The sequence below is a fragment of the Pseudoalteromonas sp. SMS1 genome (assembly GCF_021530565.1).
In the GTDB taxonomy this organism is placed as follows: Bacteria; Pseudomonadota; Gammaproteobacteria; order Enterobacterales; family Alteromonadaceae; genus Pseudoalteromonas.
Genome location: NZ_JAKGBI010000003.1, coordinates 251,825 through 265,508 on the forward strand (window position 1 = coordinate 251,825; position 13,684 = coordinate 265,508).

The 13,684-nt window shown below is 43.7% G+C and carries 12 protein-coding genes; 2 read left to right on the forward strand and 10 right to left on the reverse strand.

The features are described 5' to 3' along the window. Positions 1–68: 68 nt before the first annotated feature. Positions 69–338, reverse strand: coding sequence for a ribbon-helix-helix domain-containing protein (locus L1286_RS04840; protein WP_235405777.1), 270 nt, complete (start codon positions 336–338; stop codon positions 69–71). Positions 339–354: 16 nt separating this feature from the next. Between L1286_RS04840 and L1286_RS04845 the strand changes: the two genes are divergently transcribed. After that, complete coding sequence (locus tag L1286_RS04845) at positions 355–750, forward strand: VOC family protein (protein ID WP_235405778.1); 396 nt, start codon at positions 355–357, stop codon at positions 748–750. An 8-nt stretch (positions 751–758) separates the two neighbouring features. Here the strand turns inward: L1286_RS04845 and recG are convergent, their stop codons facing one another. The 3 genes from recG to asnC all read right to left on the reverse strand — a co-directional run bounded on the left by recG (position 759) and on the right by asnC (position 4,097). Beyond that, positions 759–2,843 carry an ATP-dependent DNA helicase RecG gene (gene recG / locus L1286_RS04850; RefSeq protein ID WP_235405779.1) on the reverse strand — a complete coding sequence of 695 codons (2,085 nt, stop codon included), beginning with the start codon at positions 2,841–2,843 and terminating at the stop codon, positions 759–761. 8 nt (positions 2,844–2,851) lie between these two features. After that, on the reverse strand, positions 2,852–3,547 hold the full coding sequence (trmH, locus tag L1286_RS04855; RefSeq protein WP_235405780.1) for a tRNA (guanosine(18)-2'-O)-methyltransferase TrmH: 696 nt from the start codon (positions 3,545–3,547) through the stop codon (positions 2,852–2,854). Between the two features lie 91 nt (positions 3,548–3,638). Beyond that, on the reverse strand, positions 3,639–4,097 hold the full coding sequence (asnC, locus tag L1286_RS04860) for a transcriptional regulator AsnC (RefSeq protein WP_235405781.1): 459 nt from the start codon (positions 4,095–4,097) through the stop codon (positions 3,639–3,641). 175 nt (positions 4,098–4,272) lie between these two features. Here asnC and asnA point away from each other — a divergent pair, with 175 nt between their 5' ends. Continuing rightward, a complete protein-coding gene (asnA, locus tag L1286_RS04865) occupies positions 4,273–5,268 on the forward strand; it encodes an aspartate--ammonia ligase (protein WP_235405782.1) in 996 nt (331 codons plus the stop codon). A 23-nt stretch (positions 5,269–5,291) separates the two neighbouring features. Here the strand turns inward: asnA and L1286_RS04870 are convergent, their stop codons facing one another. From L1286_RS04870 to L1286_RS04895, 6 genes are all read right to left on the reverse strand, one after another. After that, a complete protein-coding gene (locus tag L1286_RS04870) occupies positions 5,292–6,902 on the reverse strand; it encodes a DUF342 domain-containing protein (protein ID WP_235405930.1) in 1,611 nt (536 codons plus the stop codon). A gap of 377 nt (positions 6,903–7,279) precedes the next feature. Further along, positions 7,280–7,672, reverse strand: coding sequence for a RidA family protein (locus tag L1286_RS04875; protein WP_235405783.1), 393 nt, complete (start codon positions 7,670–7,672; stop codon positions 7,280–7,282). Between the two features lie 11 nt (positions 7,673–7,683). Next, positions 7,684–9,786 (reverse strand): bifunctional GTP diphosphokinase/guanosine-3',5'-bis pyrophosphate 3'-pyrophosphohydrolase, encoded by a 2,103-nt coding sequence (spoT, locus tag L1286_RS04880; protein WP_235405784.1) that lies wholly within the window; start codon positions 9,784–9,786, stop codon positions 7,684–7,686. A 183-nt stretch (positions 9,787–9,969) separates the two neighbouring features. Then, positions 9,970–10,245 carry a DNA-directed RNA polymerase subunit omega gene (rpoZ, locus tag L1286_RS04885; RefSeq protein ID WP_039611918.1) on the reverse strand — a complete coding sequence of 92 codons (276 nt, stop codon included), beginning with the start codon at positions 10,243–10,245 and terminating at the stop codon, positions 9,970–9,972. Between the two features lie 126 nt (positions 10,246–10,371). Beyond that, positions 10,372–10,992, reverse strand: a complete 621-nt coding sequence (gene gmk / locus L1286_RS04890; protein WP_235405785.1) for a guanylate kinase — start codon at positions 10,990–10,992, stop codon at positions 10,372–10,374. A 102-nt stretch (positions 10,993–11,094) separates the two neighbouring features. Further along, positions 11,095–13,104, reverse strand: coding sequence for a methyl-accepting chemotaxis protein (locus L1286_RS04895; protein ID WP_235405786.1), 2,010 nt, complete (start codon positions 13,102–13,104; stop codon positions 11,095–11,097). Between the last annotated feature and the right edge of the window lie 580 nt (positions 13,105–13,684).

Genomic DNA, 13,684 nt, shown 5'->3' on the forward strand with positions numbered 1-13,684 from the left:
TGATAAAGCTTTGTTAGCATAATTTACGAGTTACGACATTGTAGTAGTGGGCTACTACCACATAGATCTTAGGTTTTTGTATTATTTAGCAGGTAAGTGATACAAGAAATACGAAGAAGAGAAGCAAGGTTATCCACTTTGCCATGTCGCTCGATCGATTCTTGATACAATGTTGAGATGAATTGGGGGACTGATAAGTTTTCCTGCTCCGCTATTTGCTTCAGCACTTGCCAAATTTTGTTTTCAAGCGCCAGACTGGTTACAACACCTTGAAGCCTAATCGACTTTTTACTGACATGATATAACTCAGGGCTTTGTGAGGCGTACAGTTCACACATAAATGAGAGGTTCCTTATGGCTAAAATGCTTCATTCAATGATCCGCGTAAAAGACTTAGCGCGTTCTTTACAATTCTATCATGATTTATTTGATTTAAAGGTGAAACGGCAAATTGAGTTTGAGCAATTTTCACTGACGTATTTAGCTAATGACAGCAGTGAGTTTGAACTTGAATTGACTCATAATAATGCGCAAACAGAGCCCTATAATATCGGAAATGGCTACGGTCATTTGGCATTGGGCGTGGACAATTTAGAGGCGTGTTGGCAAAAAGCCAGTCGATTAGACTTTGCACCAAAAGAGATAAAAACATTTTACAATCATACGCAATTTGTCGCTAAATTCTTTTTCATCACAGATCCAGATGGATATCAAATAGAAGTCATTGAACGCAACCATATTTATAAATAAACGCAGCGTTAAGCCATTGCAAATTCGCTACGATTGCCCATCCATCTCAAAATAAGTGGATCAACATGTTCGGTATGATGTTTGAGTAAGTCGAATGCAAGGCTTCGAATACTGGGTAGCATGTGTTTGTCTCTGGTTAGATCTGCGATTTTGAGGTCAACGAGCCCTGTTTGTTTGGTGCCAAGTACTTCACCTGGCCCCCTGATTTCGAGGTCTTTTTCAGCGATGACAAATCCATCGTTGCTGTCGCGAAGGACACCCAAGCGCTTTTGAGCGGTGTTGGACAGTGGCGCATGGTAAAGAAGTAGGCAATGAGAGGCGATATCACCTCGTCCAACCCGACCACGCAGTTGGTGTAGTTGAGCCAGTCCTAGTCGTTCAGGATTTTCGATAATGATTAAACTGGCGTTGGGCACATCCACCCCCACTTCAATGACCGTTGTTGCGACTAAAACATGATATGAACCAGCTTTGAAGTCAGCCATTATTTGCTGCTTTTCTTGCGCTTTCATTCTCCCATGTACGAGTGCAACCTTAAGCTCCGGAAGTTGTTTACTAAGCTGTTGGGCAGTCTCTTCTGCTGCTTGACATTGCAATGCTTCAGATTCATCAATTAACGTACATACCCAGTAAACTTGGCGTTGTTGCGATAAACAGGCACTTTCAACCCGTTGTATCACTTGGTCTCGCCTCGTATCAGGTACCGCAACAGTCGTGATAGGCGTTCTTCCTGGCGGCAACTCGTCAATGATAGAGGTTTCTAAATCCGCATAGGCGGTCATTGCAAGAGTACGGGGGATGGGAGTTGCGGTCATCACTAGCTGATGAGGGTAACAATCTCCAAACTTGCCTTTTTCCCGCAAAGATAAGCGCTGATGAACACCAAAGCGATGCTGTTCGTCGATAATAATCAGCGCCAGATTTGAGAAAACAACTTGTTCTTGGAACAACGCATGGGTCCCAACAATCATTTGCGCTTGACCAGTGGCTATTTTCTCAAGTGTTTGAGTTCGTTCTTTCCCTTTTGTTTTTCCGCCCAACCAACATGTTTCAATGCCTAGTTGTGTAAACCAAGTCTTAAAATTGTGCGCGTGTTGCTCTGAGAGTATTTCTGTGGGTGCCATCAGTGCAACTTGATAGCCTTTGGCGATGGCCGTCAGGGCACTTAAAGCGGCGACGAGTGTTTTCCCTGAGCCTACATCACCTTGCACTAGCCTGAGCATTGGCTCTGACTTTTGTAGATCTTGTTTTATTTCACTGACCACGCGACTTTGTGCATTCGTTGGCTTAAAAGCAAGTTGTGCTAGAAACTCTGGTTCCAATAGGTTGGTGGGAGGTAACGAAACAGCATTGACCGCTTGGCTTTTTTGTCTCAACTTTAACAAACTTAAGTTTTGAGCAAGCAACTCTTCAAATGCCAGCCTTTGCTGTGCAGGATGCTGACCTGTTTCAAGTTGTGTGAGGTTGACATCTTGCGGCGGGCAGTGAAGTAAGAGTAATGCGTCTTTCAAGCTTAACTGGTTTGGTCTGTACTTTTGCGGTAAATGGTCCTCGATGTCATACTTTCTTAGTAATTCAACAGCTTGCTCTGCTATGGCGCGTATGCTGAGCTGTTTAAGCCCTTCAGTTGTTGGATAGACGGGAGTCAGTGATTCTGTATTCGAACTACTTTCTTCGAGGCTATCCAATATGCTGTACTCGGGGTGTGCCATTTCTGGGCCTACTCTGCCACGGCGGACTTCACCAAAACAGCGCATAATCTTGCCCGGTTGCATTGCATTTTTTTGCGCGGCAGAAAAGTTAAAAAACCGCAGGGTTAAACGGCCTGTACCATCATTAATCTGACACACTAACATCTTGCGTTTACCAAACGTAATATTCGCCTGTTCAATCTCTCCTTGTGCTGAGACATGCATATGCGGCATAAGGGTCGCAATAGAGTAAGTTTTTGCTCTATCTTCGTACCGTAAGGGCAAATGAAAAAGCATGTCTTGAACACTGGCGATCCCTAACTTAGCAAGGCGCTCAGCTGCTTTTGGGCCTACACCTTTCAAGTCTGTAATGGCATATTGCGCTAAATTAGGGCTCGACATAGTATTCCTTACGCTTTGCTAAACTTAAGAGTATTCCAAAATGCGTCATCTGCGATGATTTCACCTTCATCATCCAGCTGCGGATAGGGTAACCCTTTCTCGTTACAGCGATTTGCAATAATAGGATGGCACCCTTCGAACAACAGTTTATGTTTAACCTGTAGATCAATCATATCTTTGCGTTCGTACATGCCTGCTGCTTCTCTTTGTCTTTGTGCTTCATATAAAATAAGCGCCGCAGCAACCGATACATTCAAAGATTGCACCATACCAGCCATCGGTATCACGATATGTTGGTCGGCGTGCTGGAGAGCGCGGTCGGAAATCCCAAGCCTTTCTTGACCCACGATAACTGCTGTCGGTTTCGTATAATCGATGTCTCTAAAATCTACCGCGCTGTCACTGAGGTTAGTGGCTAATAATTGTATGCCTGGGTTTTGTTCACGGATTGCACAGACCGCGACATCAATGTCATCATGCATTTGTGTGTCTACCCAGTTTTTGCTGCCACCTGACGTATTATTGGTTAAACGCCTTTGATCTTGTGGCCATACAGCATGAACATAATGACAGCCAACGGCATCAGCAGTACGTACAATAGCTGACAAGTTATGGTGCTTATGTACTTCATCAAGACACACAGTTAAATCTGTTTGACGTTGTTCCAAAATACGTTTTACGCGTTGAAAGCGATTTTCTTTCATCAAGTACTGCTCATTAATACAAAATTGGGCGCATTATATCAAATTTATTACTGTATAAGTACACACCCTTGTCGTGTATCCATGTGGGGCATTAAGGGGATACTTCGCGTACAATCGGGGCTTGTAAAGAAATTAGGGTTTCCGTGGATTGGATGGCCTCAATGGATTGAATTTTGTTAACGAGAACATCGTGTAAATGGTCCATTGAGCGACTGAGCACTTTTATGAATATGCTGTAGTTACCCGTCGTATAGTAGGCCTCCACAACCTCTTCAAAGCTTTCTAATTCAGCAATTGTATTTTGGTAGTCTCTCGCATGCTTTAGGTTAATGCCGATAAAGCAACAAACGTCATACCCTAATTTTTTGGCATTGATACATACTTTCGTTCCCTCGATGATCCCCGCTTGTTTCATTTTTTCGATTCTGACATGAATGGTCCCTGCACTGACTTTGAAACGTTTCGCCAATTCTGCGTACGGTGTCCTCGCATCAGCCATTAATGCGTGCAAGATAGATTTATCGAGATTATCGATTTGATAATTTTCCATGTAATATTGGGGTGTTAATTATTGATTCAATAAATATATAGCTATTTTTTTGATGGTTAAAGTAATCTTTTGATGTTTTTGCTTTTGAATATTGAATTTATTTCGAAATTTGTTGACGATGGATATATCAGCACTGGCTGCACACAATTATCAACAGTTTGGAATGAGGTTCAAAATGAAAGCAGATTACTTGGTAACACAGCAACAAATAGCACGCGTTAAAAGCGTTTTTTCGGCTCAATTAACAGAGCGCCTAGGTTTGGTTGAAGTACAAGCTCCTATACTGGCAAAAGTGGGAGATGGGATTCAAGATAACCTCAGTGGGACAGAGCAGGCGGTCGCTGTAAAAGTGAAAGCATTGCCTGAATGTGAGTTTGAGGTGGTTCACTCATTGGCGAAGTGGAAGCGCAAAACCCTAGGAGATTATGGTTTTTCTATAGGGGAGGGACTGTACACTCATATGAAAGCACTGCGTCCTGATGAAGCGCGATTATCGCCAATTCACTCCGTGTTTGTTGACCAGTGGGATTGGGAAAAAGTGATTTGTGGTAAAACACAAAGAAGCCTAAGTACATTAAAAGATACCGTTAGTACCTTGTATCAATGCATTAAAGCGACCGAACAAGCGATGTCAGACGAGTTTGGGGTTGACCCTTTTTTACCTGAGAGCATCAAGTTTGTACATGCAGAAGAGCTACGTAGTATGTACCCTGATTTTAGTGCAAAGCAAAGAGAAAAGGCGATCGCACAAGAGTATGGCGCTGTATTTCTGATAGGTATTGGTGGGGCGTTAGAAGACGGAAAAATCCATGATGTACGCGCGCCGGATTACGATGATTGGTCAACGCCGACTTGCGATAAATACCAGGGTTTAAACGGAGATATCATTGTGTGGAACCCAGTGCTACAAGACGCATTTGAGATTTCATCTATGGGCATTCGTGTTAGTCCTGAATCTTTGGCACATCAACTTGAATTGAGCGGTGCACAAGCGCGTAAAGCGTTTGATTGGCACCAAGCACTCTTGGCGGGCGAACTACCGCAAACAATTGGTGGTGGCATTGGTCAGTCGAGGTTGGTGATGTTATTGCTTCAAAAAACACACATTGCGCAAGTACAGGTGGGGGTTTGGCCTGACGCACTTAAACAGTCAGTTGAAGGTGTTTTATAATCTCATGACGGGGCCGCAGGCCCCTATGTTTTAAACTCTATTTCGATTTTGCCTTCTAACAACTTAGCTGTACAGGGAGGGTAACTACGATTGGTCCGGTAAGTCTTGTCAAAAATATGAAGCTCAACCCCTGAATGGAGTGCATTCGTTGCTTGTAACTGTGTCCCCTCTAACAGTTCGTGTAAAGTGTGATCCAGCTCACTCAGCTTGTTTTCCAAAGCTTCTGCTTGTTGGCTGTAGTGGTTTTGTGTGGCGCTGATTTTTGTCATCAGCATCTTTTTCTTCTCAGCGTCTTTTAATTGATCGGCCTTCTCAACCGCTTTTTGCAAATTGTCTATTTGTTCATCTGTTTCACCAAGCTCGCGAATGCATTGGTCAGTTTTATTGGTAATTTCGATACCTGACGTGGCTAAGTAGACCGACATTGTTGCGCCGGAAGGGCTGCCTATTTCTCCTGCGGTAACGGATTGCGCATCGAAAATTGTGCCGCCAATGAGTTTTCCTCGGGGGTTATCCTCTTGCCCTACGAGGACTTTTCGCAGTGCTTTTATATCGCAGTGGTTAGCTTGTTTTTGGATAAAAACATTACGCCCCTCTAGGTAGGTGTACTGACCGTGCACAATATTGATATCGCCTTTGGCAATTAGTTTGCTGGTTAGACTTTGGTCATTGTCGCTGTGGTCTAAATGGCCGATTACTCCGCCACGCACTTCAATATTACCATCGCTAGTTATCTCTCCCGAGTCAACTGTGCCCATAATTGTAACATCCCCAGAGGCCTTTACTTTCATGCCCGGTTCAACATTGTGGGTCACAATGACACTGCCACTAAAGTCAATATGACCGCTTTTGACATTGACGTCATTGATGGTAAAAATGTCATCAACACGCATGCCATTGGGGATATCTGAGGGGCAGCCTGCAATGGTGGCAATGAGTTCAAGAGGGTTTGTGGGGGATATTTCAGTGCCATCACCGGCGACCAACTGAAATGTTTCACCCGGCGTCGGTTCAATGGTTTCTCCGGTCACGGTAAAGCCTTCTTTTCCTGGGGTTGCAGGTCTTTGGGTGATGAGCAAAGTGCCGGGGGAAACACTCGATAATGCGCCAAAGTCGCGCATATCTACTGTCCCATCTTCGCGCATTTTTGGCTGTTTTAAACGCTCTTTTAAGGTTAAAACATGAGATATCAGTTTTGCAGGCAACCCATTTTCCGGCGGTCTTCCTTGGGCGACGACCCCTGAAAATTCTTCACCGGGCGATGCGTCAAACTGCTTTGCGAGGATTTTCTCTAACAACGCTTGTTTGTACCCACGGCATACGCCCGCTTTCACAATAATTTTTTTAGCTTGATCTAAGCTGATCAGACTGCCACCTTTTGCGGTGACAAGTGTTGCAGAAGCTTGCATTTTGTCTTCTGAAATTGCAATACGCATTTCAGCGTCTTTTTGTTTGGCAACAAGTAATTGGTGCTCGGCAACTTCACTTTGAAAATAGGCCGCGATAGAGTCATGATCTACCTCACAGTCAGCGTAAGGAGAGCACTCTAGTGCCTCAACAATAAAAGCTTGGCTAGGCGGTGTCGCTGTAGCAACATCCATTAAAACTTGGCCATTTTTAGTGACTTTAAACACAGGCTTTTCCTTATCGACTGAGCGGCCTTGTGCCAAGGCGCGCATATAATCTAACCCTTGTAAGTTCGCAATCGTAATGCCTATCTCTGCCTTAATTTCTTGGTGGCTATTCTATAAGACAGGCTTGAGCCAGATAAATTCCATAACGCACTGTTAGGTGCGATTTATTATTTTAGATTTGTAGTGCCTCTTTGCTGGTTTATCTTTGTACTTAATGCCAGCTTGCTTAATTAATATTATGTAGTCAAGTGGTTAAGATCAAAGTTAAAACTGCAAATAAATAAGATTTGTATAGAAAGTACTGTTTTTGCTTAACATCGAATTTAAAAAAGCCCACAAAACGTGGGCTTTTTTAATTCTGAGGTGTGAGAAGAGATTTAGTTAGTGGATGGGAGCTCCATTATGCCATCTATCTCAATTTGAACATTTTTCGGTAGTTCTTTGACGCCAATTGCCGCACGTGCAGGGTAGGGAGTTCTGAAATATTGGCTCATAATCTCATTTACTGTCGCAAACTGGCTCAAATCGGTCAAAAAGATATTTACTTTAACCATATCTTGAAGTTCTCCACCTGCTGCTTCACACACAGCTGATAAGTTCTTAAACACCTGATGCGTTTGTTCCGAAAAGTCTTCTGAAATGACTTCCATTGTATCTGGCACCAATGGAATTTGGCCAGATAAATACACGGTGGTACCTACTTTAATCCCTTGATTATATGTGCCGATTGCAGCAGGTGCCTGATCGGTGGATATGATAGCTTTAGTCATAATACGTTCCTCTAGCGTTTACGATAAACGCGTTGTACATCTGGCATTACTCGGATTTTTCGCATGATATTGGCAACATGGACCCTATCTTTAACGGTAACGCCTAGATCAATAATATACAGATTGCTTTCTTTTTCTTCGGTGGCAATCTCAACAATGTTGGCTTGGGCACTGGCAACGACATTGGTTAACTTGGCAAGTGCACCTTGATGGTTGATGATTTCAACGCGCAGTGCTGCAATGTACTCTTTTTCAGGATTATCTTCCCACTTGACGACACAGTATTTTGCACGTTCACTTTCCCAGCCTTTAATATTTCGACATTCTTGCCTGTGTACCATTAAGCCTTTACCTTGGCTCACATATGCAGCAATGGCATCCCCTGGTACAGGACGACAACACTTTGCATAGGTAACAAGCATACCTTCAGTCCCAATGATGGCGGCTTTAGCCTGTTTGGCAAAGTTTTCTATGCCGTCATCGGCTTGCAGTAGTCGCTTAGCAATGAGGACACTCATGATATTGCCATTGCCTATTTCTACCAAAAGTTCGAGCAGAGAGTTTAAGTTGTGCTCTTCAAGCACTCGCTCAATTTGTTCGGCTGAAATGTCATCTAGTTTTTGTTCACCCAGTGCTGAGTCTAAAAGGCGACGTCCCAATTGAATGGACTCTTCTTGGTGTTGGCTCTTTAAGTAGTTTCTGACGCCAAGCCTTGCTTTGCCTGTCACGATGAAGTTCAACCAAGTTGCATTAGGGTGAGCGCCTGAACTGGTTATGATTTCAACGGTTTGGCCTGTATCTAGTTCTTTGCTCAGCGGGTAAGGCTTGCGGTTGACGCGAGCACCAACACACGTGTTACCGACATCTGTGTGTACAGCATAAGCGAAGTCGACCGCGGTTGCCCCCATTGGCAATTCAATGATCCGGCCATCCGGTGTGAACACGTAAATTTCTTCTGGGAAAAGTTCGGTTTTGACGTTTTCGACAAATTCGAAAGAGGATCCCGCACTTTGTTGCAACTCTAATAAGCTTTGCATCCACTGACGCGCACGTTGTTGTGCGGTGTGGCCTGCACCATCGCCAGCTTTCTTATACATCCAATGTGCAGCAACCCCTTTGTCTGCCATATGATCCATATCATGAGTACGAATTTGGATCTCAACGGGAATACCATGTGGCCCAACAAGCGAGGTGTGCAGTGACTGATAGCCATTTGTTTTGGGTACAGCGATATAGTCTTTGAAGCGCGTTTCGATGGGCTTATAAAGGTTGTGTGCAACCCCTAATACACGGTAGCACGTATCGATATCATCTACGTTAATTCTAAATGCATAAATATCCATGACTTCATTGAAAAGCAGTTCTTTGTTAAGCATTTTACGATAGATGCTGTAGAGGTGCTTTTCTCTACCTTTCACTGAAGCTGAAATCCCTGCTTCTGCCAATCTTGATTCGATCTCAGTTTGAATATTGCTGATGACTTCTTTTCGATTGCCACGGGCTTTGGCAACTTCTGATTTTAAAGCGCGGTGGCGCATTGGGTATAACGCCTGAAACCCTAAGTCTTCGAGCTCATTTTTTATATCATGGATACCCAAACGGTTAGCTATTGGTGCGAATATCTCAAGGGTTTCTCTGGCAATTCTTCTGCGTTTCTCAGGTCTTAAGAAACCTAAAGTACGCATATTGTGAGTACGGTCAGCGAGTTTGATCAGAATAACGCGAATATCCTGCGTCATTGCCATAATCATTTTGCGATAGTTTTCGGCTTGGAATTCTTTTTTATCTTTAAAGTCGAGCTTATCTAATTTACTGACACCAGCAACGAGTTCAGCTACCGTTTCACCAAAAATTTCAGCCAAATCAGCCTGACTAAAATCAGTGTCTTCAATAACATCATGCATCAAAGCAGCCATAAGTGTCTCATGGTCTAGCTTCATGCTCGCAAGTATTTGCGTGACTTCTACCGGGTGGGTGATATAGGGTTCACCGCTAGAGCGAGTCTGTCCTTCATGTGCTTCGCGAGCGACAACATAGGCTTTTTGCACCAGCTCAACGTCTTCTGGTGATAAGTACTCTGAAATTTTTTTCTTGAGGCCTTCAAATAGATACATTCACACTCCAATGTTCCAGTGAAGTTAATAGATAGTTATTATTGAATATACGATGAATTGGCTCGGAAGCCAACGCAAAGGCAGCATGCTTTTGCAATATAATGAAAAAAAACGCCAGCTAAATGCCGGCGTTGATTCAAACTTTTAAAAGACTTTGGCGAAATTAGCCGTCTTCAGTTTAATTTAGCGGTTACCACCCACAATGGCTGCTACTGCTGCTAGCTCAGCTGCCTCTTGGTTTTGTTGCTCTTCACGGTCAATCATGTCTAAAGAGTCTGTTGTTACCAGACCTTCTTCAATTTCACGTAGCGCGATAACCGTTGGCTTATCATTTTCGGCTTCAACCATAGGGTCTTTACCACCAACAGAAATCTGACGAGCGCGACGCGCTGCAACAAGGATTAAATCGAAACGGTTACCAATTTTATCTACTGCATCTTCTACAGTTACGCGAGCCATCGAAGCACTCCAAAAATATTATACATTTAGCAAAGGGCTAGTGTACTGTAAACTGCCGACTTCGCCAAGTAAATGGTTAAAATTTATCGAAAGCAACCACCTTGGTTGGTCGCCTTTCAATGTATGTTATGCCAACAGCTGTGCAATCAAATCTTTGTGGCGAATTTGCTGCGCAGTGGTTTGAAGCCTTGCTGCAACGACAATATGCTCAAGCTCTGTAAGGGCAGTGTTAAAGTCGTCATTGACAATGACATAGTCAAACTCATTGTAATGGCTACTTTCTGACTTCGCTTCAGCCATACGACCTGCGATCACTTCCTGAGAATCTTGGCCGCGATTATTTAGTCTTTTCTCTAATTCTTGTCGCGAGGGGGGCAATATAAAGATCGTTTTTACATCAGGCATCAGCGCACGAACTTGTCTTGCGCCTTGCCAATCAATATCTAAGAAAACATCAATTCCCTTGTTAAGCTGATCTTCAATCGCTTGTTTTGATGTGCCATAGTAGTTCTCGAAGACTTGTGCCCACTCAAAGAAATCGCCTTTGTCGATTAGAGCTTTAAACTCATCAACATTAACGAAATGGTAATGTTCACCATTGTGCTCGCCTGGACGTGGAGCGCGAGTAGTATGGGATACAGAAACTTTAATGTTTGCTTGTTTTTCCAATAAAGCTTTGATTAAGCTTGATTTACCAGCGCCAGAAGGGGCGGATAAGATAAACAGATTACCACGTGTCATTGTCATAGTGAGACCTTTGTGTACTCAAAAGGAAATAAAATAGAGCTTGATACTGCTCGTAAAAAGCCCCATTTTAAATCTTTGAGCGCAGAGATACCAGCTTCGTTATCAGCGTAATCTAAATCGACTAACGAGTGTTGCTAATTCCTCGGCTTGTTTGTTTAGCTCTTGTGCTGAGTGTGCAGCAATTTGTGTGTCTTGCAAAGAGCTTTGGCTCGACTGTTCAATTTGTGAAATATCTCGCGCCATTTCACTGGCCACCACCGATTGCTCTTCGGTTGCAGTTGCGATGGATTGGATCATCGCTGCAATTTCACTGGCGCCTGTGACAATGCCTTCGAGTTGCGTGCCTGCGTCTTCAGCCATAGAAACACTGTGGTTTACCTGAGATACGCTATTTTCCATAGATTTCACGGCGTGTTCTGTTTGCGATTGAATGGACTGTACTGTACTCACCACTTCTTCAGTGGCTTTTGAAGTGCGTTCTGCCAATGTCCGGACTTCATCAGCAACCACCGCAAACCCTCTGCCTTGCTCACCAGCGCGAGCGGCCTCGATTGCGGCATTTAATGCGAGTAGGTTTGTTTGCTCTGCGATACTGCCTATCACGCCAATAACATTACCAATTTGGCTGCTGAGTTCCCCTAAATGCGTCACGTTTTCTGCGGTGTCTTGCACTTCATTGGAGGCCGATTTGATTTTATCAACGGTAGAGGTCACCGTTGAGCCGCCCTCAGAAGCCAGGCTTCTAGCTCCTTCAGCGTGGCTTGCCGCCACCTGACTTTGTGATGCCACTTCTGAGACGGTCGCGCTCATTTCTTCAATTGCTGTTGCAACTTGGGTGGATTGATCGGCGGAAGCTTGACTTCGAGAAGCAATTTGATTGTTGGTCTCTGCAATGTCATGGCTAGAGGTTTTAACGTCATTGACCACATTGCTAATTGCTTGCAACAAACTATTGAGTGAATTAGACATTTTGTTAGTTGCCTCGGCTAGGCTATCAATTTCATCTTTGCCTTGATGTTGGATTAGTGGTCTGGAGATATCTCCCTCACCGATGCCTTCAGCGATGGTCAACACTTCACTGATGCGGGTTACAATTGAGCGGCTGATTACGTATGCCACCGCAATCGCGATAATCGCGGCTATGAGCGTGATAATAATGATGATCACCAAGGTGGTATTCAAGCCTTCAACTAGGTGGTCGAGTGCGTTGGTGGCGTCGACTTTTTCCTCTTCACTTGACACACTGAGGATGTCTGACAATTCCACCATTTGAGTGGAAGTTAACTCCTTAAGTTTTTGCTGTGCTTTTACGTAGGCAGTCGAATCGTACGTTTTGAAAATCTCTTTTGCTTCACTTTGAATCGTCGTGAACATAGCTTCAATACGGGCTATGTCTCTTAACTCATTCGGCTTTTGCTCAAGAGGCTTGAGCAAATCTAAATAGTACCGAAAGCTCTGCGCGTCATCATTAAAGTCGGCTTCAGCAGCTGGAGCGCCAGTAGTGTGAGAGATGATGGCTGCTATCATATCACCCGCTTCATCTACAAGCTCTAGGTAATAGCGTACACCTGGGAGGTCATCATTGAGCGATTCCTGCAGATCGGAAGACTTCATTGCGTCATTGAATTCTTGCTCTTTTAGTGTATCGAGTAAATCTTCGAGCTCTTCGCCGGTACCTTTGTCCAGCCGATCAACGCGTTCTTTTACCTGTTGATAGGCTCGAGGGTCATACTTGGCAAAAATGTCGTTATTGACACCACGATGAAACTGTTCGGCAAGCGCCATAATTCGCGCCATTTTCTCGCGATCAGATTGCTTGGCGGATTCATAGCCATATAACTCTTTTTGCGTCGTTTTAAAGCGCTCAAAAAGTTGATTGAATTGTCCTACTTTGCTTACGTCACCATTGAGGTATTCAAGTGCGGTGTTACTGAGTTGGTATTCTAGGTGTAGCAAGCGGTTGTATAGAATCATCCCCGGTAGGTCATCACCTTTCACTTCAAATGCGCGTGCCGTTTCTGTAGAGACCTTAAACCATACGATGGTGCTTGAAAAAACCATCAACGCGATAAGGCAGCCAAAGGCCAAATATAGCTTTTTGCTCAAGTTCATATTGTTACCCAAGAAAGTTGTGTACTCCAATTCCTTGGAATATCAAATTTGCCTTTTCAAATTATTATTTAAGGATAAGAAAATTGCGAATTTACGAATTAATTTATACGTCAATTGTCCCTTATTTGGTTATAAAGTGGTTCATAAAGGCCATCATTGGGTATTTTTAATATTCAATAGCGCCTGAAGGTTTGCCAAAAGACGTGTTGCAAGAGCGATACTTGACTTGCAAATGCTGTTTTTCTCATTAAAACGGGCTGACTGATACGTAATCGCAGGGGCAAATTCATGTTATTTTGAGCCAGTTTATACTGTCTAATGTACTTTACTCTCTTCGCCTCAACCTACCCGTAAATAATGACACTATAATAGTGAGGACCTGACAAACCGAGGGGAGATAAGTGTTGGTATTACAGGCTCTATTATAGAGCAAGTGGTTGCGCCCACTCATCAATTGGTAGTGTTCAGAATGAGTGTGAATTTGGTAGTTTGAGTTGCAGCAAGGCGCTATTGATATACATGTGTGGGTTTTAATGATGCCAATGGTGAGGATGAAACATGGTTAAGTCTTCGCGATGAA

What these genes read in the sequence shown, in the direction of transcription:
- L1286_RS04840 (WP_235405777.1), bottom strand. Translation starts at nt 338, where the DNA reads ATGTGTGAACTGTACGCCTCACAAAGCCCTGAGTTATATCATGTCAGT.
- L1286_RS04845 (WP_235405778.1), top strand. Translation starts at nt 355, where the DNA reads ATGGCTAAAATGCTTCATTCAATGATCCGCGTAAAAGACTTAGCGCGT.
- recG (WP_235405779.1), bottom strand. Translation starts at nt 2,843, where the DNA reads ATGTCGAGCCCTAATTTAGCGCAATATGCCATTACAGACTTGAAAGGT.
- trmH (WP_235405780.1), bottom strand. Translation starts at nt 3,547, where the DNA reads ATGAAAGAAAATCGCTTTCAACGCGTAAAACGTATTTTGGAACAACGT.
- asnC (WP_235405781.1), bottom strand. Translation starts at nt 4,097, where the DNA reads ATGGAAAATTATCAAATCGATAATCTCGATAAATCTATCTTGCACGCA.
- asnA (WP_235405782.1), top strand. Translation starts at nt 4,273, where the DNA reads ATGAAAGCAGATTACTTGGTAACACAGCAACAAATAGCACGCGTTAAA.
- L1286_RS04875 (WP_235405783.1), bottom strand. Translation starts at nt 7,672, where the DNA reads ATGACTAAAGCTATCATATCCACCGATCAGGCACCTGCTGCAATCGGC.
- spoT (WP_235405784.1), bottom strand. Translation starts at nt 9,786, where the DNA reads ATGTATCTATTTGAAGGCCTCAAGAAAAAAATTTCAGAGTACTTATCA.
- rpoZ (WP_039611918.1), bottom strand. Translation starts at nt 10,245, where the DNA reads ATGGCTCGCGTAACTGTAGAAGATGCAGTAGATAAAATTGGTAACCGT.
- gmk (WP_235405785.1), bottom strand. Translation starts at nt 10,992, where the DNA reads ATGACAATGACACGTGGTAATCTGTTTATCTTATCCGCCCCTTCTGGC.
- L1286_RS04895 (WP_235405786.1), bottom strand. Translation starts at nt 13,104, where the DNA reads ATGAACTTGAGCAAAAAGCTATATTTGGCCTTTGGCTGCCTTATCGCG.